The organism is Sphingobacterium sp. BIGb0116, assembly GCF_024808035.1.
Taxonomy (GTDB): domain Bacteria; phylum Bacteroidota; class Bacteroidia; order Sphingobacteriales; family Sphingobacteriaceae; genus Sphingobacterium; species Sphingobacterium paramultivorum.
On sequence record NZ_JANUDT010000006.1, the window covers coordinates 98,984 to 119,772 of the forward strand.

General features: G+C 39.1%; 24 protein-coding genes. 20 read left to right on the forward strand and 4 right to left on the reverse strand.

What is annotated here, in order from left to right; all coding sequences use genetic code 11:
- The first annotated feature begins 11 nt into the window (after positions 1 to 11).
- From M2419_RS15345 to M2419_RS15385, 9 genes are all read left to right on the forward strand, one after another.
- Entirely contained in the window at positions 12 to 674 is a 663-nt protein-coding gene (locus M2419_RS15345; protein WP_153845289.1) for a DedA family protein, read from the forward strand.
- 27 nt (positions 675 to 701) lie between these two features.
- Positions 702 to 1,349: a DedA family protein gene (locus tag M2419_RS15350; protein ID WP_153845290.1), complete on the forward strand. Its 648-nt coding sequence runs from the start codon at positions 702 to 704 to the stop codon at positions 1,347 to 1,349.
- A 172-nt stretch (positions 1,350 to 1,521) separates the two neighbouring features.
- Positions 1,522 to 2,094, forward strand: coding sequence for a CAP domain-containing protein (locus M2419_RS15355; protein ID WP_153845291.1), 573 nt, complete (start codon positions 1,522 to 1,524; stop codon positions 2,092 to 2,094).
- 84 nt (positions 2,095 to 2,178) lie between these two features.
- Positions 2,179 to 3,054 (forward strand): YicC/YloC family endoribonuclease, encoded by an 876-nt coding sequence (locus M2419_RS15360; protein ID WP_153845292.1) that lies wholly within the window; start codon positions 2,179 to 2,181, stop codon positions 3,052 to 3,054.
- Between the two features lie 2 nt (positions 3,055 to 3,056).
- Entirely contained in the window at positions 3,057 to 3,626 is a 570-nt protein-coding gene (gmk, locus tag M2419_RS15365; RefSeq protein WP_075990439.1) for a guanylate kinase, read from the forward strand.
- Positions 3,627 to 3,630: 4 nt separating this feature from the next.
- Positions 3,631 to 4,206, forward strand: coding sequence for a nicotinate (nicotinamide) nucleotide adenylyltransferase (gene nadD, locus M2419_RS15370; RefSeq protein ID WP_075990440.1), 576 nt, complete (start codon positions 3,631 to 3,633; stop codon positions 4,204 to 4,206).
- Between the two features lie 222 nt (positions 4,207 to 4,428).
- On the forward strand, positions 4,429 to 5,184 hold the full coding sequence (locus M2419_RS15375; protein WP_153845293.1) for a hypothetical protein: 756 nt from the start codon (positions 4,429 to 4,431) through the stop codon (positions 5,182 to 5,184).
- The gene (locus M2419_RS15380; RefSeq protein WP_153845294.1) at positions 5,165 to 5,947 is read left to right on the forward strand and encodes a hypothetical protein; all 783 of its coding nucleotides are present in this window, start codon (positions 5,165 to 5,167) and stop codon (positions 5,945 to 5,947) included. Before M2419_RS15375 ends, M2419_RS15380 begins: the two co-directional genes overlap by 20 nt.
- Positions 5,944 to 6,783 (forward strand): SUMF1/EgtB/PvdO family nonheme iron enzyme, encoded by an 840-nt coding sequence (locus M2419_RS15385; protein ID WP_153845295.1) that lies wholly within the window; start codon positions 5,944 to 5,946, stop codon positions 6,781 to 6,783. Before M2419_RS15380 ends, M2419_RS15385 begins: the two co-directional genes overlap by 4 nt.
- A 26-nt stretch (positions 6,784 to 6,809) precedes the next feature.
- Here the strand turns inward: M2419_RS15385 and M2419_RS15390 are convergent, their stop codons facing one another.
- The 3 genes from M2419_RS15390 to kduI are packed head-to-tail and all read right to left on the reverse strand — an operon-like array spanning position 6,810 to position 9,548.
- Entirely contained in the window at positions 6,810 to 7,574 is a 765-nt protein-coding gene (locus M2419_RS15390) for an SDR family oxidoreductase (protein WP_194932857.1), read from the reverse strand.
- 5 nt (positions 7,575 to 7,579) lie between these two features.
- Positions 7,580 to 8,701 carry a DUF4861 family protein gene (locus M2419_RS15395; RefSeq protein ID WP_153845297.1) on the reverse strand — a complete coding sequence of 374 codons (1,122 nt, stop codon included), beginning with the start codon at positions 8,699 to 8,701 and terminating at the stop codon, positions 7,580 to 7,582.
- A 1-nt stretch (position 8,702) separates the two neighbouring features.
- Positions 8,703 to 9,548, reverse strand: coding sequence for a 5-dehydro-4-deoxy-D-glucuronate isomerase (gene kduI, locus M2419_RS15400; protein WP_159730010.1), 846 nt, complete (start codon positions 9,546 to 9,548; stop codon positions 8,703 to 8,705).
- 540 nt (positions 9,549 to 10,088) lie between these two features.
- On the opposite strand from kduI, the gene surE reads away from it, so the two are divergent.
- From surE to M2419_RS15440, 8 genes are all read left to right on the forward strand, one after another.
- Entirely contained in the window at positions 10,089 to 10,889 is an 801-nt protein-coding gene (surE, locus tag M2419_RS15405; protein ID WP_075990445.1) for a 5'/3'-nucleotidase SurE, read from the forward strand.
- Positions 10,879 to 11,139 (forward strand): hypothetical protein, encoded by a 261-nt coding sequence (locus M2419_RS15410; RefSeq protein ID WP_153845299.1) that lies wholly within the window; start codon positions 10,879 to 10,881, stop codon positions 11,137 to 11,139. Before surE ends, M2419_RS15410 begins: the two co-directional genes overlap by 11 nt.
- A gap of 48 nt (positions 11,140 to 11,187) precedes the next feature.
- Complete coding sequence (locus tag M2419_RS15415) at positions 11,188 to 12,057, forward strand: menaquinone biosynthesis family protein (protein ID WP_259255317.1); 870 nt, start codon at positions 11,188 to 11,190, stop codon at positions 12,055 to 12,057.
- Between the two features lie 258 nt (positions 12,058 to 12,315).
- Positions 12,316 to 15,603: a preprotein translocase subunit SecA gene (gene secA, locus M2419_RS15420; RefSeq protein WP_153845301.1), complete on the forward strand. Its 3,288-nt coding sequence runs from the start codon at positions 12,316 to 12,318 to the stop codon at positions 15,601 to 15,603.
- A gap of 20 nt (positions 15,604 to 15,623) precedes the next feature.
- Complete coding sequence (locus M2419_RS15425) at positions 15,624 to 16,082, forward strand: SPOR domain-containing protein (RefSeq protein WP_153845302.1); 459 nt, start codon at positions 15,624 to 15,626, stop codon at positions 16,080 to 16,082.
- 13 nt (positions 16,083 to 16,095) lie between these two features.
- Positions 16,096 to 17,286, forward strand: a complete 1,191-nt coding sequence (locus tag M2419_RS15430) for a M20 family metallopeptidase (RefSeq protein WP_153845303.1) — start codon at positions 16,096 to 16,098, stop codon at positions 17,284 to 17,286.
- 9 nt (positions 17,287 to 17,295) lie between these two features.
- Entirely contained in the window at positions 17,296 to 17,874 is a 579-nt protein-coding gene (locus M2419_RS15435; protein ID WP_153845304.1) for a thiamine diphosphokinase, read from the forward strand.
- Positions 17,871 to 18,371, forward strand: a complete 501-nt coding sequence (locus M2419_RS15440; RefSeq protein ID WP_153845305.1) for a GNAT family N-acetyltransferase — start codon at positions 17,871 to 17,873, stop codon at positions 18,369 to 18,371. Before M2419_RS15435 ends, M2419_RS15440 begins: the two co-directional genes overlap by 4 nt.
- On the opposite strand, the gene M2419_RS15445 is transcribed toward M2419_RS15440, so the two are convergent.
- On the reverse strand, positions 18,368 to 19,672 hold the full coding sequence (locus tag M2419_RS15445; RefSeq protein ID WP_153845306.1) for a M20/M25/M40 family metallo-hydrolase: 1,305 nt from the start codon (positions 19,670 to 19,672) through the stop codon (positions 18,368 to 18,370). The two genes, M2419_RS15440 and M2419_RS15445, sit on opposite strands and share 4 nt — an antisense overlap.
- Before the next feature lie 258 nt (positions 19,673 to 19,930).
- Here M2419_RS15445 and M2419_RS15450 point away from each other — a divergent pair, with 258 nt between their 5' ends.
- From M2419_RS15450 to M2419_RS15460, 3 genes are read left to right on the forward strand one after another with little or no spacing between them, the layout of a single operon-like run.
- Positions 19,931 to 20,245 carry a rhodanese-like domain-containing protein gene (locus tag M2419_RS15450; protein WP_070562591.1) on the forward strand — a complete coding sequence of 105 codons (315 nt, stop codon included), beginning with the start codon at positions 19,931 to 19,933 and terminating at the stop codon, positions 20,243 to 20,245.
- A 1-nt stretch (position 20,246) separates the two neighbouring features.
- Positions 20,247 to 20,546 (forward strand): hypothetical protein, encoded by a 300-nt coding sequence (locus tag M2419_RS15455; RefSeq protein ID WP_046672585.1) that lies wholly within the window; start codon positions 20,247 to 20,249, stop codon positions 20,544 to 20,546.
- A 1-nt stretch (position 20,547) separates the two neighbouring features.
- Complete coding sequence (locus tag M2419_RS15460; protein WP_153845307.1) at positions 20,548 to 20,778, forward strand: DUF6358 family protein; 231 nt, start codon at positions 20,548 to 20,550, stop codon at positions 20,776 to 20,778.
- Positions 20,779 to 20,789 lie beyond the last annotated feature (11 nt).

Below are 20,789 nucleotides of genomic sequence, written 5' to 3' on the forward strand. Positions count from 1 at the left end.
TTCGTCAGGGTTTGGAACTAATTACGCATCTTATAGACTTTATTCTCCATATTGATAAACATTTGGTTGAAATAGTCAATGATTATCAGACTTGGACGTACCTTATTCTGTTTCTTATTATTTTTGTAGAAACAGGAGTGGTTGTGATGCCCTTTTTACCAGGAGATTCTTTATTGTTTGCAGCGGGCATGCTAGCCGCACAACCAAATGATCTTAACGTATGGTTGATGATTTTCATTTTATTGGTAGCCGCGGTTTCTGGGGATTCCTTAAACTATGCTATCGGTAAGCATTTTGGTATGCGCCTAACAAGATTTAAGCTCTTTGGTAAGCAGGTAGTCAAAGATGAGCAAATTGCCAAGACTCATTCGTTTTATGAGAAATATGGCAGTAAAACAATCGTTATCGCTCGATTTGTACCAATCGTACGTACCTTGGCACCTTTCGTTGGAGGTATTGGAAGGATGAATTATGGTACTTTCATTACCTATAATGTCGTGGGTGCTATCTTGTGGGTTGGTGGTATAACCCTCGCGGGATATTTTTTAGGAAATATTCCTATTATAAGAGATAACTTCTCGAAGGTCGTATTGATTATTATTTTTATATCCATATTACCAATAATCTTCGAGCTTATAAAAGAAAAGATAAAAACTAAAAAGGGGGTCCAATAAGATTCCCTTTTTTTATAGATCAAAAAAATGGAAATCATTTCACAGCTTATTGATTTTATATTGCATATCGATCAGCATCTTTTGCAACTGATCAATAGTTATGAAAATTGGACCTATCTGATTTTGTTTTTAATCATCTTTGCGGAAACAGGATTTGTTGTTACACCATTCCTTCCTGGTGACTCAGTTTTATTTGCCTTGGGGGCAATAATTGCCCGCCCAGATTGTCAGCTTTCCTTACCTATATTTATAGTCATTCTTATTTTTGCCGCTATCTCCGGAGATTTTGTGAATTATGAAATTGGCAAATATGTTGGAATCCGGGTTTTTAAGCCAGGATCAAGAATATTTAAGCCAACTTATCTGCAAAAAACACAAGATTTCTATGCTAAACATGGAACAAAGACTATTGTTTATGCCCGATTTGTACCGATTGTAAGGACTTTTGCACCATTTGTAGCAGGTATTGGCAAAATGCCCTATGTGGTCTTCGGAAAATATAATATACTAGGGGGGATATTATGGGTTTCATTATTTATTATGGCTGGCTATTATTTTGGACAGCTGCCATTTTTTAAGCATAATTTTTCCCTTGTTATTTTGGCGGTTATCTTTATTAGCTTAATACCCATGCTTATACAGTTTTTGTCTGCGAAAAAAACAAAAAAAGATTAAACGTTACATACTAAATACGGTCTTTTAAGGTTAAAGGATTGATACGAAATATCCCTATTGAGAAAGTACAGATACTGTGCGCAAAATGTAGTTTGTACGCGGTTAAATTAAGTTAAGCGGACAAGATCGTCTGGATATTTCGTAAGGTCATTGAAGAAGAGATTATTCACGTATGAACTATTTGGTTTTAGCATTTACCCTGCTTTTTACACAGTCTATTTTTGCACAACGTGTGGTTGTCGATCATAATCAAGCCATCGAGGCCTATGAGCTATTGAACAAAATTCGCGTAAATCCCGAAAAGTATAAGAAGGAGCTGAAGCTTTTTAATCTGCAGAAGATTAAACGAACCAAACTCAATTGGAATAAGCAGTTGGCCGAGGTTGCGGTTTATCGAGCAAAAGATATGGCTAAACGTTCTTATTTTGACCATGTCTCACCTGAGGGGTATGGACCTAATTATTTCATTGACGAAGCAGGATATCCGCTTAATCCGGCATGGCTGTCAAAACGAAACACCAACAATTTTGAGTCCATTGCCGCCAACCGAGCCAGTGCTACCGCTGGCATTAAGGCCTTAATTATTGGAAAGGAAGCTCCGGGTTATCATCATCGTACCCATTTATTGGGCATGGATCAGTGGAACGCTTCGCTATATGATATTGGGATTGGTTATGTTGAATGCAAAGGTGCCAAACCTTATGAAAGTTACTTAGTTGTTATCATTGCCAAACACGATTGGTAAATAAAAAGAAAGGTAATTTGGCGAGTATCAGCAATTAATCAATACAGTGTATTTAATTTTTCCTGAAAAGTCATACCTTTGCATATGATAAAATCCATGACAGGATATGGCACAGCTTCCGCTGATAACGGTAAAGTTAAATATAGTGTCGAAATAAAGTCCTTAAATTCAAAATTCCTTGAATTAAATCTTCGTTTGCCCAAAGTTGTTTCGGACAAAGAATTGACCCTGCGTACTGAAAGTAGCAAACTTATTGAACGTGGTAAAGTTAACATGAATGTAACGGTTGAATACACGGATCAAACTGCGAAGGCGTCTTCCATTAATGCTGATTTACTCAAAAAATATTATAGTCAATTGCAGCAGATCGCTGTAGAGCTCAACGATACGAATGTCAACCTGTTTGAACTCGCATTAAATATGCCTGAGGTAATCTCGAACAATGATGATTCGGTTGATGACGAGGAGTCTAAAGTATTGATGGATGCTTTTTATGATGCCGTCAAACGTTTTAATACCTTTCGTGAAGATGAGGGAAATGTACTTGCTGGAGACTTAAAAAAGCGGGCTGAGCTTATTTTAGTTTACCTTGCTGAGGTAGAGGCTTTGGAAGTAGAACGTATACCTTTGATCAGACAGCGTATCGAGCAATTTTTGAATGATACGGTTGGTAAAGAAAATGTCGATCAAAATCGATTTGAGCAGGAACTGGTTTATTACATCGACAAATTGGATGTGACCGAGGAGAAAGTGAGATTGCGCGCCCATTGCAACTACTTTTTAAAAGCGTTTGATTCAGCCGATTCAAATGGTAAAAAATTAGGTTTTATTTCACAAGAAATGGGTAGAGAAATCAATACCCTTGGTTCTAAAGCCAATCATGCCGGAATCCAACAGATTGTGGTTAGAATGAAAGAAGAATTAGAAAAAATAAAAGAGCAATTGCTCAACGTATTATAAGGATGAGCGGTAAATTAATTATATTCTCGGCCCCATCAGGAGCGGGTAAAACAACAATAGTAAGAGATCTTTTAAGTAAACATGGCGATAAAATAGAGTTTTCCATTTCTGCGAGTACTCGTGACCCCAGAGGACAGGAAGTAGACGGAAAAGATTATTATTTTATGTCAAAGGAGGAGTTCCTACATAAGGTCGCCAAACAGGAGTTTATCGAATTTGAAGAAGTATATTCAGGGACTTTCTATGGTACTTTGCGTTCAGAAATTGAACGTATTTGGAAAGAAGGTAAACATGTTATATTTGATATCGATGTTGTTGGTGGATTACGTCTGAAATCAAAATTCCCAGAACAGGCAATTTCTATTTTCGTACAACCACCATCATTGGAGGTGCTTAAGGAGCGTTTGACAGGACGTGGAACGGATTCAGAAGAAAAATTGAAAGAACGTTTTGCCAAGGCTGAACTGGAACTTACCTATGCTAATAAATTTGATGTCATATTGAATAACTTTGATTTAGCTACTGCATGTGCCGAAGCTGAAGAAATTGTTATGGGATTTATCAATAAATAAGTCCATGCGAAAAATTGGTTTGTATTTTGGTTCTTTTAATCCGGTGCACATAGGGCACCTGATCATCGCTAATTATATGGCCAGTTTTACTGAATTAGATGAAGTTTGGTTTGTGGTCTCTCCTCAAAATCCATTTAAGAAGAAATCTACATTGGCAGATCCCTACGATCGTCTGGAGATGTTAAATCTGGCTTTGGAGGGTGCTGAACACCTGCGGGTAACAGATATTGAATTCCATTTACCAATACCGTCATATACGATAGATACGCTCACCCATTTAAAAGCAAAATATCCCAATCGTGAATTTGTGCTGCTCATGGGAGAAGATAGTTTGGAATCTTTGGAAAAATGGAAAAATGCGGATATTATCTTACGCGACTACCAGATTTATGTCTATCCACGTCCTGGATATGATGGTGGAAAGCTTAAGGATCATCCTTCAATCACCATCACAGCTACACCATTGATGGAATTGTCTTCTACCTTTTTGCGAAAGGCAATCAAGGAAAATAAAAATATTCAATTTTTTGTACCGCAAAAGGTGATAGAGTTTATCGATAAGAAAGGTTTATATTCTTGATATAGGCAAAAGTAAAAGAAATATAGCGTCCCCGGGTTTTATTAAATCCGGGGATTTTTGTTAGGAGCAGATGGTATTCATTGCAAAGAGGAATCATTGTATTTAGGAATCATTGCAATTAGGAAAAGGCAGATCAGGGCGAAAGGGAGCCCTATAAAATAAAGAGGAATAATTTTTGTAGCAGTAATTTCTTTATTTTTAAAAGATATTAAATCATACGATATGAAAAGGGGACTTTTATTTTTTATTTCTTTCCTGTGTTGGGTGGGTGTTTTTGCACAAACGAATCCAGAGGATGACGAGAGTCTTTTTATGGATCCTGCTGCTATCGAAATGCGGAACAAAATGACCATTCCGCCCTATGGATTGGACAAAGTAAAAGCGTTAATCGCAAAAATAATCCCCGAAGAAGATAAAGAAACGACCGATGCTGGAACAAATGCAATTTCGGCTACTGATTTTAAAAAGCTATCCCTGCGCGAAAAGTTTACTTATACCATGATTCACGCAGAACTATATGCACAGAATTGCGCTATACCTGAATACCAAACGCAGATCGACAAAAAAATCTTTGGTACATTATTGGACGGTTTTAATGAATCGTCCTGGTCACAAAGGCAGACTGATTTTTTGCAGGAGAATAGGGATTCAGTAATCAAACTTATCCAGGAATCTGTTATCCGAAGCAAACGGATGGGTGTAAATTATAAGCATGCCTTAGTGGAGCTAAACGGTTGGCAAATGATTCCTTTTATTATTGAGTATGCCAAGAAGACATCGAAAGACAAAGATGCCCTGACCTTACTTATGTTGCTGATGAAACGTGGTGAATATAGTGAATTTATAAAGTCTACGTCTTTTAAAAAGTTATATGGAGAAAATAGCAATTATTACTCCTATCTAAATTACAATAAAGAAAATGAGGCACTGATCTTTAGTCGAGCGCTGAAATATTACGATGAGAAAAAAAGCAAGTAGTGCAGTTGGATTTTTAGTATTCCTGTATTTGGGATTAGGGGGGACCGTCGTTAGTGCACAGGAAAATACGGATGTTGCATGGGGGGATCCTCGGCCTCAGGACTCTTCTTATTATGCCTTCCGTGAAAAAAATAGTATTCCCCCTTTTAGTACAAAAAAGATTCAATTTTTAATCGATAAACGTTTAAAGACCCTTCCTGACGAAGCATTGACGGATTATGATGCTGGAATACCTGCTCGTGATTTTAATACTTTGACTGCTGAGGAAAAATTCACGTATACGATGATTTATCCAGAAATATTTAGTCAGGCCTGTGCGGAACGGATGTTTGTAAATGACCCCCAGAAAAAGATATTCGGTCAGTTGCTTTTTGTTTACAACGGTGTCTTTTGGAGTGAACGGCAAATCTCCTATATGAAAAAAAATAAGGCTCAGGTTTTGACTTTCATCCGGGAGCTATCTGGCAAAACGAATGAAATGGGCCTAAATTATAAGTCGGCGATTTTGGAGATGAACGCTTGGGAAAGTATCCCTTTTCTAATTGATTTTTACCAGAATAACCGGCGGGACAAAGACATATTGACAATACTTTTGTTGCTTTTAAAAAAGGGAGAATTATCCGATTTTAAACAGTCGAAAATATATCACAAACTCTACGGTCCGGATACAAACTATGAGGGCTGGATGGATTTTTCCGAGGCAAATGAACAGTATATTATTGAAACAGCACAAGCATATTATAACAAACGGCAAGGAGAATGAGAAGGTTACTCTATTTGATAGGATTGATTGTTTTGCATCTCCAATGTGAAGCCCAAGCTGGAAACTTTATCCAGATTCCGGCCGGAGACTATCATTTGGGTGATACAGGTAGTCTAGACAATCCAAAAAGAGTTGTGCAAATTGAATCGTTTTGGATCGCTAAGTTTGAGCTGACGAATGCTGAATTTGAGAAATTCGTTCAAGCAACAGGTTATAAAACATTAGCAGAACGCTATCACAACGCCATGGTCTTTGAGCCTGGTTTGGCGGAGTTTCGTTGGCTACAGGATAGTACAGCCTATTGGCGCTTTCCAAATGGTATAAGTCGTGGCGGAATTGAGGCCAAGATGGATCACCCTGTTACCTGCATTTCCTATAAGGATGTGCTGACATATTGTACATGGGCAAACTGTAGATTACCCTCTTTTGACGAATGGGAGGTGGCGGCCAGAGCGGGTAGCGAAGGCTATTATTTTGAAGGTTTCAGTAAAGAGAATATGGGTGAATATGCAAATGTATGGCATGGAAGAGATCATTTGAAAGCGGATTATACCGATGGCTATCTGTATACTTCTCCTGTCGGAAAATTCAAACCCAATCCATGGGGGCTCTATGACATCTTTGGGAATGTCTTTGAATTTTGTACCGGAAAGCTTGAAAGAGATGGGGATCGCTCTATTGCACATGCCCGAGGGGGCTCCTGGTGGTGTAGTAAAAATAGCTGTGCTGCTTTCAATACAGTATATATAGGTTCAGTTAGTCCCAATGCATCTTTTAGTAATCTGGGATTTAGAATTGTAAAAAAAGTCTTTACCCCTTCGGATAAAGACTTTTAAAACAAACTCATCTTAGAGGTTGATTGTTATCTTCCCATCCAGCCACCATCCACGGTAAGGATAGTTCCATGTACATAATCAGAAGCTTTTGAAGCGAGGAATACCGCTGGCCCCTTAAAGTCTTCTGGAGTTCCCCAGCGACCTGCAGGTATACGGTCCAAAATAGACTTAGAGCGTTCAGGGTCGTCCCTAAGTGCCTCGGTATTATCCGTGGCGATATATCCTGGAGCAAATCCATTTACGTTGACACCTTTGGAAGCCCACTCATTAGCAAAAGCCTTTACCATAGATCCTACAGCTCCTTTTGAAGCGGCATATCCCGGAACATTGATACCACCTTGGAAAGTTAATAAAGATGCTGTAAATACGATCTTTCCAGTTCCACGTGAAATCATGTCCTTTCCGATTTCACGAGTCAATATAAATTGCGCATTTTGATTGATCTCGATAATTTCATCCCAATATTCATCCGGATGCTGGGCAGCAGGTTTACGAAGTATATTTCCGGCATTGTTAAACAGGATGTCAATCGTCGGGTGCGCTGATTTTACTTTTTCGATAAATTTGTAAAGTTCTGTCCGTTTAGAGAAATCACACTGATAGGCATAGAAATTTTTGCCTAATGCTTTTACGGATTTTTCTACTGCAGAGCCTTCAGTTTCCAATGACGCTGAAACGCCGATAATATCTGCTCCGGCTTCAGCCAATGCTTCGGCAATTGCCTTGCCAATTCCTCTTTTGCAGCCTGTTACCAAGGCTACTTTCCCACTTAAGTCAAAAGATTGCAGTATGGACATTATTTTGAATATTTTATTGTTAACGGTTGATCTAAATTATTTTTAAATGTTTTTACATAAGACTGCCATTGCTCAAAACTACCTATTTTACCCGCTTTATTGAACGCAGCACCCGCAAAATAAACTAATGGTTTATCATTTTTGACGGTGGTTGCTAATAAAAATTGTTTTGGACTATCTTTGAATATATATTTTACTTTTGGTAGAATAACCGCAGTTCCAGTAATTTTATCTCCTTCTGCAGGTTCCCAATACGCTAAAATACCATTCTTTACATCATTTAGAATTTGAGGTTTTTCCTCTTTTCTTTTAGCGATCCCCACAACAATTGGCGTAGAGGCAGAGGTTGCGTTTTTGATGGAATAGCTTATTTTGTTCAATTGACTCCCAGCATCTAGGGAAACGGTCTTTTCAACCTGTAGCTGCTGACCTTTGACATTCTCCGGTTCATAGATAAGTTTGAATGTGGAGCGCAACGGACCGTTATCCAATACCTCGTATTGGCGATAATGCTTATGGTAAACAACCTGTTCGTCAATAAATGGAGTTGCATCGCCAACGCCCAAGGTTTGTCCAACGGAATAATAATCTAAGCCTTTGCCATGATCGGCATGATAATCCCCGGTTTTATACCATTCGTCAACAACAAGGTCATTGCTACGTTTTGCCCAGAAGTCAAAGCCCTGTGCATCTTCTGAGCTGCCTTCTAAAGCCTTTCCATAGGCTCTAAAAGCCGCAATATCGTTTTCCCATGCAAAGTCATCTTTGCGTTCAGGGACGTATCTTGCATAGGTCTTGGAAGCAATAGCTGTGGGTTTATTCCCATTTACCCCGAAGGTTGTTGAACTTTTAGGAGCAACGGTTATTTGGATTAAAATATTTTGTGCCGTCGGTTTTCCTAGTTTTTCAAGTTGATAGGCCAGTTCCTTTTTATCCTTATCCACAATCGTAAATACACTGTTTTTTAACTCGAAGTGTTTCTCGAATGTTGTATAAGGAATACTGATCAACTCTGTTCTTGCGCTAGCGGAAGAGTTGTTTACAGTAATGGTTTTTTTGTTCTGCGCAAAAGCAAGTGTTGAAAGTCCTAGCGCTAAACTCAATACGAGTGTTTTTTTCATATTACTTCAATTCTGTGATGGCACATTTGTCCATATCATCATAATCTAAATTTTCACCCGCCATCCCCCATATAAAGGTATAATTGGAAGTTCCAGCTCCGGAGTGAATTGACCATGGTGGAGAAATTACAGCCTGATCGTTATGCATCCAAATATGGCGGGTCTCATCGATGGGTCCCATAAAATGTGATACCGCCTGTCCCTCTGGTAATTCAAAATAGAAATAGACTTCCATACGACGATCGTGGGTATGGGATGGCATTGTATTCCATACAGACCCCGGTTTTAATTCGGTCATTCCCATCTGTAATTGGCAGGTTTGTACCACTTTGTTCAATAACATCTGGTTGATCGTACGGTGGTTAGCTGTTTCCAATGAACCCAATTCTATTTTATTTGCATCTTCTTTCGTTACCTTTTTAGTTGGGTAGCTGCAATGTGCAGGTGTAGAGTTTAAATAGAATTTTGCGGGGTGTGTGGCGTCCTTGCTTGAAAAATAAACCTCTTGAGCACCCTGTCCGATATAAAGGGCTTCTTTGGTATTGAGATCATATGTAATGCCGTCAACTTCAACTTGACCGTTCCCACCGACATTGATAATACCCAACTCTCTTCTAGAAAGGAAGTAAGGTTCTTTTAATAACGCGGGAATGGTATCTAATTTGATTTTTGAGCTTACAGGCATTGCTCCACCAGCCATATAGCGATCATAGTGGGTATAGACAAAGTTAATTTTGTCTGCTTCAAAAACTGTTTCAATTAGAAAATTCTCCCTTAACCCTTGTGTATCTAAAGTTTTGTATTCCTTTGGCCCTATTGCATAACGGGATTCAAAATTAATGCTCATAACTTAATTATTATCTTTGTTTGTCTGTTTGAATGCTAAATTTAGGGCTAATATTTGTCAATAACGACACAATCTTACGCAAACGATGTCGTAGTGATCGGTGGTAAATCATACCCCTACCAAATTATACCTAATAACAATATTTAACCAATATTTAGACAGTGATTAATCAGTATTTATTCAGTCGTTACTGAGCAAGCACTGAACAATAACTGAACGAGCACTGAACAAGCACTGTTAAAACATATAGTTTGGTTACCATCTCATCTTCGTTTGCTGCACCTAAACTCATCGCTCCTTTGCAGCTTCCCTGTATTCGTTTGCCCCCTGTTTCGACAGTCGCTTATGCTGTTTGCCATGTCCTAATGAGCAACCTTTACAGATAATAATTGCCTGTTGTGTCAATATTATTTACATCTCGGTTTCAGATTTACTAACTTCGTATATGGTTAAAAAGAAATACCCGGTTCTAAACGCACAAACAGGGATAGAAATAGCAGGGTATGCTATAAAGGCCTTTAAAAAAGAAATTATTTACATATGAAACCCAATATTTTAGTTGTTAATGACGACGGTATCACAGCGCCGGGGATTAAGGTGTTGTTAGAAGAGATGCAGAAAATCGGAAATGTTGTTGTCGTTGCTCCTGATTCGGCACAATCTGGAATGGGGCATGCCATTACACTTGGTAGACCGCTACGTTTGGATAAAATCAATTTATATGAAGGGGTTGAAATGTATCAGTGTTCAGGAACACCGGTAGATTGTGTGAAACTTGCGGTGAATAAAGTTTTCAAGGGGCAAAAGCCAGATATATGCGTCTCGGGAATCAATCATGGGCTCAACAATTCAATCAATGTTTTGTATTCCGGTACGATGTCCGCTGCGGTAGAAGGGGCTATTGAAGGGATTCCTTCTGTTGGTTTTTCGCTCGATAACTTTTCCCACGATGCGGATTTTAGCTATTGCAGACCCTACGTGATTTCTATTGCCGAGCAGGTGCTGGCTAATGGTCTCCCTAAAAATACATTGCTGAATGTTAATTTTCCGCAAACAGCAGGTTTTAAGGGTATTAAAATTTGTAGACAGGCTGGAGGGCATTGGGTAGAAGAATTTGATGAACGTATTGATCCACACAATCGCGATTATTATTGGACAACGGGTAAATTTGTCTTGCAGGACAGGGGGGAAGATACCGATAGTTTTGCATTGGCCAATGGTTATGTATCTGTCGTTCCGACACAGTTCGATATGACCGCACATCACGCTATTCCAGAATTGAATTCATGGAGCTTTGATCATCTGGGAAATACAAGGGGAGACGATAAACGTGAAAAATAATCTCTGGATAGGATTGGGTATCGGTACTGTATCTCCAGTATTGGCTCATATTTTAGTACGTTTTACGGATCTTGAACTTCATTTTTTACCCGAGAAACCCATGGCTATCTATACCATAGCCATATTGGTTAATTTAGTGCTTTTACGTTTTGCGTATCGATCGGGGAATGATCATCTCGGAAAAGGAATTATTGCAAGTACTTTTTTGGCAATGATACTTTACCTGATAACGCATAGAATTACGATTTGATTAAAATTCATAAATCCCATCTGACCGATGGGAAAAATTTTGTACAACATGAAATTAACATTAGGATTTTCTCCATGTCCAAACGATACATTTATTTTTGATGCATTGATTCATCATAAGATAGATACCAAAGGACTGGATTTTGAGGTGGAATATCAAGATGTGGAGACCTTGAACTTGAAAGCTTTTCAAGGCGATCTTGACATCACCAAGCTGAGCTATCATGCCTTTGCCTACGCGGTTGAAGATTATGAGCTGCTCGATGCAGGTAGTGCTTTAGGATTTGGTGTAGGACCTATGCTGATTACGAAGGATCCGAAATTAGCGAAATTACTTCAGCAAAAATTAGAAAGAGCTGAGAGCCTGGAGGGATTCGATCAATTGAAAGTCGGGTATCCAGGAAAGTATACAACCGCTAACTTTTTATTAAGCTTGGCATTCTCCGAATTAAAAAATAAAGTGGAACTTGTTTTTTCGGATATTGAGGGAGCCTTACTTGATGGATCCATTGATTTGGGATTGATTATTCATGAAAATAGGTTCACCTATGCTGAAAAAGGACTGCATAAAGTCGTGGATCTGGGGGAGTACTGGGAGAAGACGACAAAATTTCCGATTCCTCTTGGAGGAATTGTCGTAAAACGTAGTTTGCCAAAAGAAGTGAAGGAAACATTGAATACAATTTTAAAGGAAAGTGTAGAATTCGCATTTGCCAATCCGAAATCTGGACTTGAATTTATTCGTGCGCATGCACAGGAAATGAGTGAAGAGGTGATGTACAAGCATATTGAACTTTATGTCAATAAATATTCAGTAGAATTGGGGCTTGAAGGACGTGATGCGATTACGAGAATGTTTGAAAAGGCTCAGGAAATGGGATTCATTCCGCAATCAGACCAAAAGTTGTTTTTATCATAATCAGCTGACGGTTTAGAGGCTATATATTACCCAGAAAAACTTCACGTAAAGGTAGCATAAAAGGGGATAAATATATATAGGATTCTTACTGGCTGAAAGGAACTGACATTTTCAATAAAAATAACGTAAAAAAAATGGATGTAAGCTGTTAGATATCATATCTAATAACTAAATTTGCCCGATTAGTGTCAAATTGTCTGCAATTTTACTTTGGAGTCATTATTGTACAAAATCTTAAGTTGAGATAGAAAAAAAATTATGTTAAAGTTTTTAAGTAAATTATTTGGAAGTAAATCCGAGAGAGATATCAAGGGAATTCAGCCTGTGGTAGACCAAATCAAAGCTGAATATGAGAAGCTTTCAAATCTAACCAATGACGAGTTACGTGCCAAGACCGTTGATTTCAAAGAAAGAATTAAAAATTACCTAGCAGATATTGACCAAGAAATTGATGCGCTTAAAAAAGAAGCGGATCAAGACGAGGACGATATGGCAAAGAAAACTTCTATTTACGAGCAAGTGGACAAATTGTCCAAAGACCGTGACAAGAAGTTGGAAGAGGTATTGAAGGATATTTTGCCTGAGGCATTTGCCGTGGTAAAAGAAACTTCAAGACGTTTGACAGAAAACGAAGAATTAGAAGTTACTGCTAGCGATTTTGACAGAGAATTGGCTGTTTACAAATCAAACGTTATCATCAATGGTGATAAAGCGATTTGGAAAAACAAATGGATGGCTGCAGGTACTGAGGTCACTTGGAACATGGTACACTATGACGTCCAGTTAATCGGTGGTATTGTCTTGCATAGTGGTAAAATTGCCGAGATGGCAACAGGTGAGGGTAAAACGTTGGTAGGAACATTACCGACCTATCTAAATGCTCTTTCTGGTCAAGGAGTACACATCGTAACGGTGAATGATTACCTTGCTCGTCGTGACTCGGAGTGGAATGCACCGTTATTTGAGTTCCATGGGCTATCTGTTGACTGTATCGATAAACATCAACCAAATTCCCCACAACGTCGTAAAGCTTATCAATCGGATATCGTATATGGTACGAATAATGAGTTTGGCTTCGATTATCTACGTGATAATATGGTTCAGACTCCGGACGCATTGGTGCAAGGAAAATTACACTTTGCCATGGTCGATGAGGTTGACTCTGTATTGATCGATGATGCACGTACACCATTAATTATCTCAGGTCCGATTCCTCGTGGCGATCAACACGAATTCTACCAATTAAAACCGCGTATCGAACGTTTGGTGCACGTACAGAAAGCTTACATCAATACAGTCTTGAATGATGCTAAAAAAGCGTTGGCGGCAGGAGATTCTGATGTTGAAGGCGGAGGTTTGGCATTATTAAGAGCTTATAGAGGTTTACCTAAAAATAAGGCATTAATCAAGTTCTTAAGCGAAGGTGCTAATCGTTCTATCTTACAAAAAGTAGAAAACTACTATATGCAAGAGCAAAATAAAAATATGCCTAAAGTAGATGCAGAACTTTATTTTGTGATTGATGAAAAGAATAATCAAGTAGAATTGACAGAAAAAGGTATTGAGTTGATTACAGCAACAGGTGAGGATCCTTCATTCTTTATTTTACCTGATGTTGGTACTGAGATCGCTGAAATTGAAAAGTCTTCTTTGACTTTGGAAGAAAAGGCCGCTCAGAAGGAAGATATGTTACGCGATTATTCAATTAAAGCAGAACGTATTCACTCGATTAACCAGCTTTTAAAAGCATATACCTTGTTTGAAAATGATGTTGAATATATCGTTGATGAAGGTAAAGTGAAAATTGTTGATGAGCAAACAGGTCGTATCATGGACGGCCGTCGTTACTCAGATGGTTTGCACCAGGCGATCGAAGCAAAGGAGAATGTGAAAGTAGAAGATGCAACACAAACTTACGCAACGATTACACTGCAAAATTACTTCCGTATGTACCACAAGCTTTCGGGTATGACAGGTACAGCGTCTACAGAGGCCGGTGAGCTTTGGGAAATTTACAAACTTGATGTGGTCGAAATTCCGACTAATCGTGTTGCACAACGCGATGACCGTCAAGATCTGATTTATCGTACGGCACGTGAAAAATACAATGCAGTAGCTGAAGAAATTCAACGATTGACAGATGCGGGACGTCCAGTATTGGTCGGTACGACATCGGTTGAAATTTCGGAGTTATTGAGCCGTATGCTTCAATTACGTAAGATCAAACATAACGTATTAAATGCGAAGTTACACCAAAAAGAAGCTGATATCGTAGCTGAAGCTGGACGTCCAGGACAAGTAACCATCGCGACGAACATGGCTGGTCGTGGTACGGATATTAAATTGACCGAAGAAGTTAAAAATGCTGGCGGTCTTGCAATTATCGGTACCGAAAGACACGAATCTCGTCGTGTTGACCGTCAGTTACGTGGTCGTGCAGGTCGTCAGGGAGACCCAGGTTCTTCGCAATTCTTCGTTTCTTTGGAAGATAACTTGATGCGTTTATTTGCTTCAGAGAGAATCTCTAACATCATGGTGAAAATGGGTGTTGAAGAAGGTGAAGTAATGCAACATAGTATGTTGACTAAATCCATCGAACGTGCACAACGTAAAGTGGAGGAGAATAACTTTGGTATTCGTAAACGTCTATTGGAATACGATGATGTCATGAATTCACAACGTACTGTAATCTATTCGAAGCGTAAAAACGCTTTGTTTGGAGAACGTTTGGATGTGGATTTGAACAACATGATTTTTGATGTAGCCGAAGAAATTGTCGTTGAAGCAAAAGAGCAAGGTAACTATGAAGATTTCCAAATCGAAGTAATCCGTATTTTTGCGATTACACCAGAAATTACAGCAGAAGAGTTTGCACAGGGTAAAATTGAAGGCTTGACCGATCGTCTATTTGAGCATGCAATTAATGCTTACCACCATAAAATTGAAGCCGTTGGCGCTTTGACAGTTCCTGTATTGAATAATGTGTATGCGGAAAGAGGTCAAATCGTCGAAAATGTCGTTATTCCATTTACTGATGGTATCCGTGGCATTCAGGTTTCGGCGAATTTGAAAAAAGCAATCGAAAGTAACGGTAAAGAAGTTTTCAAATCTTTTGAAAAAGGAATCGTATTAGCATTAATCGACGAGGCTTGGAAAGAGCACTTGCGTGAAATGGATGATTTGAAACAATCCGTTCAAAATGCTGTTTATGAACAAAAGGATCCGATTATCATTTATAAAATGGAGGCCTTTGATTTGTTTAAATCGATGTTGGCTTCCATGAATAAAGATGTCATTAGCTTTATTTTCAAAGGAGAGATTCCAGGTCAAGAACCGACTTCTATGCAAGCTAGACAAGTACAGCAGGCTCCAGTGAAAACTGTTGAAAGTAAAGCTGAATTGGCTTCGCCTACAGGTGTGAGTGAGGAAGATGTGAATGAGGGTGCAAAAGAACCTGTTCGTAACGAGAATACTGTGGGACGCAATGACGAATGTCCTTGTGGTTCAGGAAAAAAATATAAAAATTGCCACGGCGCAAATAACTAATCGATAAGAAAGGTTAAACTATGCTGAAGAGAGGATTGATTTTCATACATGCACTTGTGTTGTTTGCGCTAGTTCAGGTGAACGCACAAGAAAAAGGTGGAGTAATTGTAACCAAAGATTCATTGATTACACAGCTTCAAAATTTCAGGGCAGCTATGGGGATCAATCCTGTCGAAAGCAAAACGACGGTAGTCCCTTCCAAACCCATCGTGCGCTCAGCGGCAACACGGGTCAAAGTAAGGGGATTCCGCGTACAGATCTTCGCTGGATCTAACCGGAATCAGGCATTTTCGGAGCAGACACGTTTCCGAAGCATGTATAAAGATATTGATACCTATATCACCTATGATGAACCTAATTATCGTGTTAAGGTAGGAGATTTTAGAAGTCGCTCTGAGGCAAATGCCTTCATGCGCGAGTTACGTCAATATTTTAGCAACGTCTTTGTTTTTTCAGAGAACGTTTTTGTATATCAATAAATCAATCAACCTTATGGCAAGTACGAAAGAAAAAGTCCTGGCCTTAGCTCATCAATATTTTGAAGATACGGTTTCCAATCGTAGACATCTTCATCAGAATCCTGAACTTTCCTTCGAAGAATACAATACCTCGGCATTTGTAAAAGCGCAATTGGATGAATTGGGAATTCCTTATGAGGCTAAAGCTGATACGGGCATTGTCGCTTTAATCAAAGGTGACCTACCATCAGATGAAGTTATTGCGTTACGGGCAGATATGGATGCTTTACCAATTCAGGAAGTGGAGGGCCGTTCATATGGGTCCAAGAACCCAGGAGTGATGCATGCCTGTGGCCATGATGTACATACCTCTTCTCTTTTGGGGACAGCTAAAATATTAAATAGCCTGAAAGCCGAATTTGGAGGAACGATCAAATTGATCTTCCAGCCCGGTGAGGAGCGCTTGCCGGGAGGAGCTTCCCTAATGATCAAAGAGGGCGCTTTGCAAAACCCAGCTCCTTCGGCCATAATAGGTCAGCATGTGATGCCTTTTATCGAGGTGGGTAAAGTTGGTTTCCGAGAGGGAAAATACATGGCCTCCTGCGATGAACTGTTTATGACAGTCAAAGGCAGGGGCGGGCATGGTGCACATCCGCACCAAAATATTGATCCAATTGTTATTACAGCACAGATCATTACCGCTTTGCAACAGATCGCTAGTCGATTTGCAGATCCACGTACTCCAACGGTGTTATCTTTTGGAAAGATTATAGCCAATGGAGCGACAAATATTATTCCTGATCAGGTATATCTGGAAGGTACATTTCGCACATTTGACGAGGAGTGGCGTGCTGAGGCGCATGAAAGAATGGTGAAAATTGCTGTCGGCATTGCTGAAAGTATGGGGGCAATTTGTGAATTTGAGGTCCGTAAGGGATATCCTTTTTTAATAAACGAACCTCAATTGACTAAAAGTGCACGGACTTTTGCAGAAGAATATCTCGGTAAGGAAAATGTTGTAGACTTAGATCTATGGCCTGCCGCGGAGGATTTTTCCTATTATTCACAAGAAATTAATGCTTGTTTCTATCGTTTGGGTACAGGTAACGCAGCGCGAGGGATCTCTTCAGCTGTTCATACGCCTACCTTTGATGTGGACGAAAGCTCGTTGGAGATCAGTACGGGATTGATGGCATACATTACCTTGCGTAGGCTCGGTTATTAAATAGAACCTATGTCATCTCATCATATTGTCCGCGAAAATCAGGAACCCGCATTACTGATTGAAGATCTTTTCCTTATTGATGAAGAGGATTTGGGCCAGCTACTGGAATGGAGCCCAACCATTGTAATCGAAGAAGGAACAATGGATTTACTGGATGCACGAGGGTATAAGTTCGATATTGTTTTTACAAAAAATACCATTAACGCGTCACAGGAGAATCTGAAGGTAATTTCCTATAAGAATGCTTTTCTAAGGACGGCTATTGAATACCTTATAGCACATCATTATAAAGCGGTGAATATCTTGACCGATCAGCTTGATGTGGCGTATTACGAGCCCTATCTTGAGCAGATTAATGTTGTCCTTATCACGAATGGGGTTCGCTATTGTTTTGTGACAACGGGATTCACCAAATGGAAGCCGGCAGGGGAAAGGATCCGAATTGAGGGACTTGATGCTGATGAAAAAAATACACACGAAGGCTTGATTAAGATTGGTGACAACGAATACGAAATGGAAAAAGACGGCCTATTTGCCCTTAAATTTTCCCATGTAAAATACATTTTAATAGGAGAAAAGATCGCATGATAACAATAGAATTGGCAGAACAAAGCGATATCAGAAGCATTTCAAATATGGCTCATATTATTTGGCCAGTTACTTATGGAGAGATACTTTCGCAGGATCAGATAGACTTTATGCTGGAAAAAAGCTATACCGTTGAAGGACTTGCAGAAAGCATGGTTAATGGCCAATTTTTTTATGTTTTGAAAGAAGATGGTATCGGACAGGGATTTATAGCCTTGAGAACTCTTGAAGATCGCGTCCGTATTGAAAAGATCTACTTGATGCCTAATGTTCAAGGAAAAGGTTTCGGAAAGGCGCTGATAGACTTCGCTGCAGAAAAAACATTGCTAAAAGGTAAAGGTATTCTTGAACTGAATGTAAATAGAAATAACCCTGCTTACCATTTCTATTTAAAGCAGGGCTTTGAGGTCATTGAAACTATTGATATTCCTTATTATGACTATGTGCTAAACGATTATGTCATGCAAAGGAAAGTAAAAGCGTCGGCTGTTTCTTAATCTTTTAGTTTTTCGACGCGGGAAGGTGTTTGTCTGCCTTCTACAATTCCCGAGGTACCTATCGCGATCGCTTCTATACTGGAAATAATGTTCTGAACGTTTAGTGTAGATACCTCATCTTTTACGGTGTGGTAGTATTCATCCTTATCCATTTGAGAGGTTGAGAACGAATGTGCCGGAACTCCCTTAGCCGCTAATACTGCATTGTCACTACGGTAAAACAGATTCTGTTTAGTATAAGGATCTGGGTAGAATTTGAAGGTTGTATTTTTCAGATTCTCCTGCATCAATTCACCAAGATTGGATTGATCATATCCCGTAATATACACTGTATTGGGGCCGAATTTTGAATCTTTTCCAATCATTTCCATATTGATCATCGCGACTACCTGATCCGCATTAATATGGTTGGAAAAATATTTTGAGCCATACATGCCAAGCTCTTCAGCGGTAAAGGCGACAAAAATAAGAGTCCTTTCATTTTTATTCTGTTTTTTGTAGTAATCTGCCAGGGTCAACATCGCTGTTACGCCCGAGGCATCATCATCGGCTCCGTTGGCAATAGAATCTTGGCCGACTGCCGGAAGAATGCCAATATGATCGTAATGTCCCGAAAAGATGACGTATTCGTTGGGTTTACTTTTTCCGGGGATGATTCCCGCCACATTAAACAAGGGGAAATTTTGAAGTTTCCGTTCAATATGAATTTGAAATGTTTTGGGCTTTTCCGCTGTCAAAAGGTAGACAATCGATGGTTTTTGTTTGGTGGATTCCTCTATAAATTTTGGAGCGTTGAGCATTTGACCAAAACGTACAAAATAGCTTTCAAAGGAAGGATCTACCAAGACAAGTGTATTTTCTTTGGCTAGTGAATGTTCTCTAAATACTTTCGCAAAATCATCGCCCGATTTTATTTCGACGATGTTAAGGCTACTTTGATTATCCCACTGTAAATCCACGTGATTTCCAAGTGAAATAATATGGTCAGCTGGAATAATCTGCTTATTGATGGTTGCGGATTTGCTTACCGGAGAGATTTTATCCAATTGGAATGTTTGCCTATAATTTTGTTCTGCGTAGGGGGTAAGGCCTATTCTCTTCATTTCAGCAGCGATAAAATCTGCTGCTGGTTCGATGTCTTTTGTCAGCGCAGACCTACCGCGCATATCGTCGGCGGCTAAGGTATTGAGTATGCGGCTCACATCTTGGCGTTCCTGTGCGGAAATGACTTGCTGTCCATAAGTTACTGCCGAGAGTGCTAGTAAGGATATAGACAGTATAATTTTAGGTATTGAATTCATATAAAGCTTAGTAAAGTCGGGGTGAAGATAAGGAAAATTCTACAAGCTAATTGGGCATGCAAAAAACTTCCTAAAATGATCCAGACAAAATGATGCGAAGATAGGGAAAACCCCTCTAGCATTTCTAACGCCGTTAATACACTAAAAATTGAGGTGTATTTTATGCTATTCTCACTAACAATGACTGATTTTGAGCATCCATGAAAGCGAACACTTTCGGAAAAAATGTAGTATATTTGAATATTAAATAGTTTGAAAATGAAAGAAGTATCTGTACAAGAATTAAAGAATAAAATCGATAACAACGAAGATTTTCAGTTGATAGACGTTCGTGAATCCTTTGAGTATGAAGTATCAAATTTAAATGGATTGAACATTCCACTTTCAGGTATATTGATCGAAGCTGATAAGATTGCGAAAGATAAACCTGTTATCGTACAATGCCGTTCTGGAAAACGTTCTGCACAGGCGATTATGTTATTGGAACAACAGGGTTTTGACAATCTTGCAAACTTAAAAGGCGGAATTTTAGCTTGGAAAGAGGAAATCGATCCAGAGTTAGACGTTTATTAAGATGAAGAATTTGGAGCATCAGACTAAGCAAGCTTTCTTGTTTAGTCTTGCTTTTTATAGCGTAGCTATTTTAGCGCGATTATTTAATCTTGGTATATTCCCTATATTAGGTAGCCTTTCCATTTTATTGTCTCTCCTATGGGTAATATTGGTTCTACGGGAAATCATGCTTTCGCGGACAATTTCTAACACAGAAAGGATGCTGATGGCTTTGACGATCGTTTTATTAAACATTGTTGGGGGGGCATTCTATTTCTTTGGAGGATGGAGACAACGGGTATTGGGATTAATAAAAAAGTAATATGTTAAAGTATTTTTTTCTAAATATAGTGTTGAGTTTGGCTATTGTATTTTTAGTTTACAGTGGTTTTGAAGGGTATAAGGCCGGCAACATGTTGGTAACGGGATTATCCATCGCCTTTTTGGTGGTTTTGATCTACCTCCGCGTTGTTTTAAGCAAACGAGTTCGATCGCTTATTCAACAAAAAGAAAGCGGTAAACAGAAACCTACTACAAAACAAAAGAAGAAGTAAAAAAAAGCCTG

Excerpts from the sequence above, each read along its gene's own strand:
- M2419_RS15415 (WP_259255317.1), top strand. The coding sequence starts at position 11,188 with ATGAAATTAACATTAGGATTTTCTCCATGTCCAAACGATACATTTATT.
- M2419_RS15455 (WP_046672585.1), top strand. The coding sequence starts at position 20,247 with ATGAAGAATTTGGAGCATCAGACTAAGCAAGCTTTCTTGTTTAGTCTT.
- M2419_RS15355 (WP_153845291.1), top strand. The coding sequence starts at position 1,522 with ATGAACTATTTGGTTTTAGCATTTACCCTGCTTTTTACACAGTCTATT.
- M2419_RS15450 (WP_070562591.1), top strand. The coding sequence starts at position 19,931 with ATGAAAGAAGTATCTGTACAAGAATTAAAGAATAAAATCGATAACAAC.
- M2419_RS15350 (WP_153845290.1), top strand. The coding sequence starts at position 702 with ATGGAAATCATTTCACAGCTTATTGATTTTATATTGCATATCGATCAG.
- M2419_RS15380 (WP_153845294.1), top strand. The coding sequence starts at position 5,165 with ATGAGAAAAAAAGCAAGTAGTGCAGTTGGATTTTTAGTATTCCTGTAT.
- M2419_RS15430 (WP_153845303.1), top strand. The coding sequence starts at position 16,096 with ATGGCAAGTACGAAAGAAAAAGTCCTGGCCTTAGCTCATCAATATTTT.
- M2419_RS15440 (WP_153845305.1), top strand. The coding sequence starts at position 17,871 with ATGATAACAATAGAATTGGCAGAACAAAGCGATATCAGAAGCATTTCA.
- M2419_RS15375 (WP_153845293.1), top strand. The coding sequence starts at position 4,429 with ATGAAAAGGGGACTTTTATTTTTTATTTCTTTCCTGTGTTGGGTGGGT.
- M2419_RS15425 (WP_153845302.1), top strand. The coding sequence starts at position 15,624 with ATGCTGAAGAGAGGATTGATTTTCATACATGCACTTGTGTTGTTTGCG.
- M2419_RS15360 (WP_153845292.1), top strand. The coding sequence starts at position 2,179 with ATGATAAAATCCATGACAGGATATGGCACAGCTTCCGCTGATAACGGT.
- gmk (WP_075990439.1), top strand. The coding sequence starts at position 3,057 with ATGAGCGGTAAATTAATTATATTCTCGGCCCCATCAGGAGCGGGTAAA.
- surE (WP_075990445.1), top strand. The coding sequence starts at position 10,089 with ATGAAACCCAATATTTTAGTTGTTAATGACGACGGTATCACAGCGCCG.
- secA (WP_153845301.1), top strand. The coding sequence starts at position 12,316 with ATGTTAAAGTTTTTAAGTAAATTATTTGGAAGTAAATCCGAGAGAGAT.
- M2419_RS15385 (WP_153845295.1), top strand. The coding sequence starts at position 5,944 with ATGAGAAGGTTACTCTATTTGATAGGATTGATTGTTTTGCATCTCCAA.
- M2419_RS15395 (WP_153845297.1), bottom strand. The coding sequence starts at position 8,701 with ATGAAAAAAACACTCGTATTGAGTTTAGCGCTAGGACTTTCAACACTT.
- M2419_RS15445 (WP_153845306.1), bottom strand. The coding sequence starts at position 19,672 with ATGAATTCAATACCTAAAATTATACTGTCTATATCCTTACTAGCACTC.
- M2419_RS15435 (WP_153845304.1), top strand. The coding sequence starts at position 17,296 with ATGTCATCTCATCATATTGTCCGCGAAAATCAGGAACCCGCATTACTG.
- M2419_RS15460 (WP_153845307.1), top strand. The coding sequence starts at position 20,548 with ATGTTAAAGTATTTTTTTCTAAATATAGTGTTGAGTTTGGCTATTGTA.
- nadD (WP_075990440.1), top strand. The coding sequence starts at position 3,631 with ATGCGAAAAATTGGTTTGTATTTTGGTTCTTTTAATCCGGTGCACATA.
- kduI (WP_159730010.1), bottom strand. The coding sequence starts at position 9,548 with ATGAGCATTAATTTTGAATCCCGTTATGCAATAGGGCCAAAGGAATAC.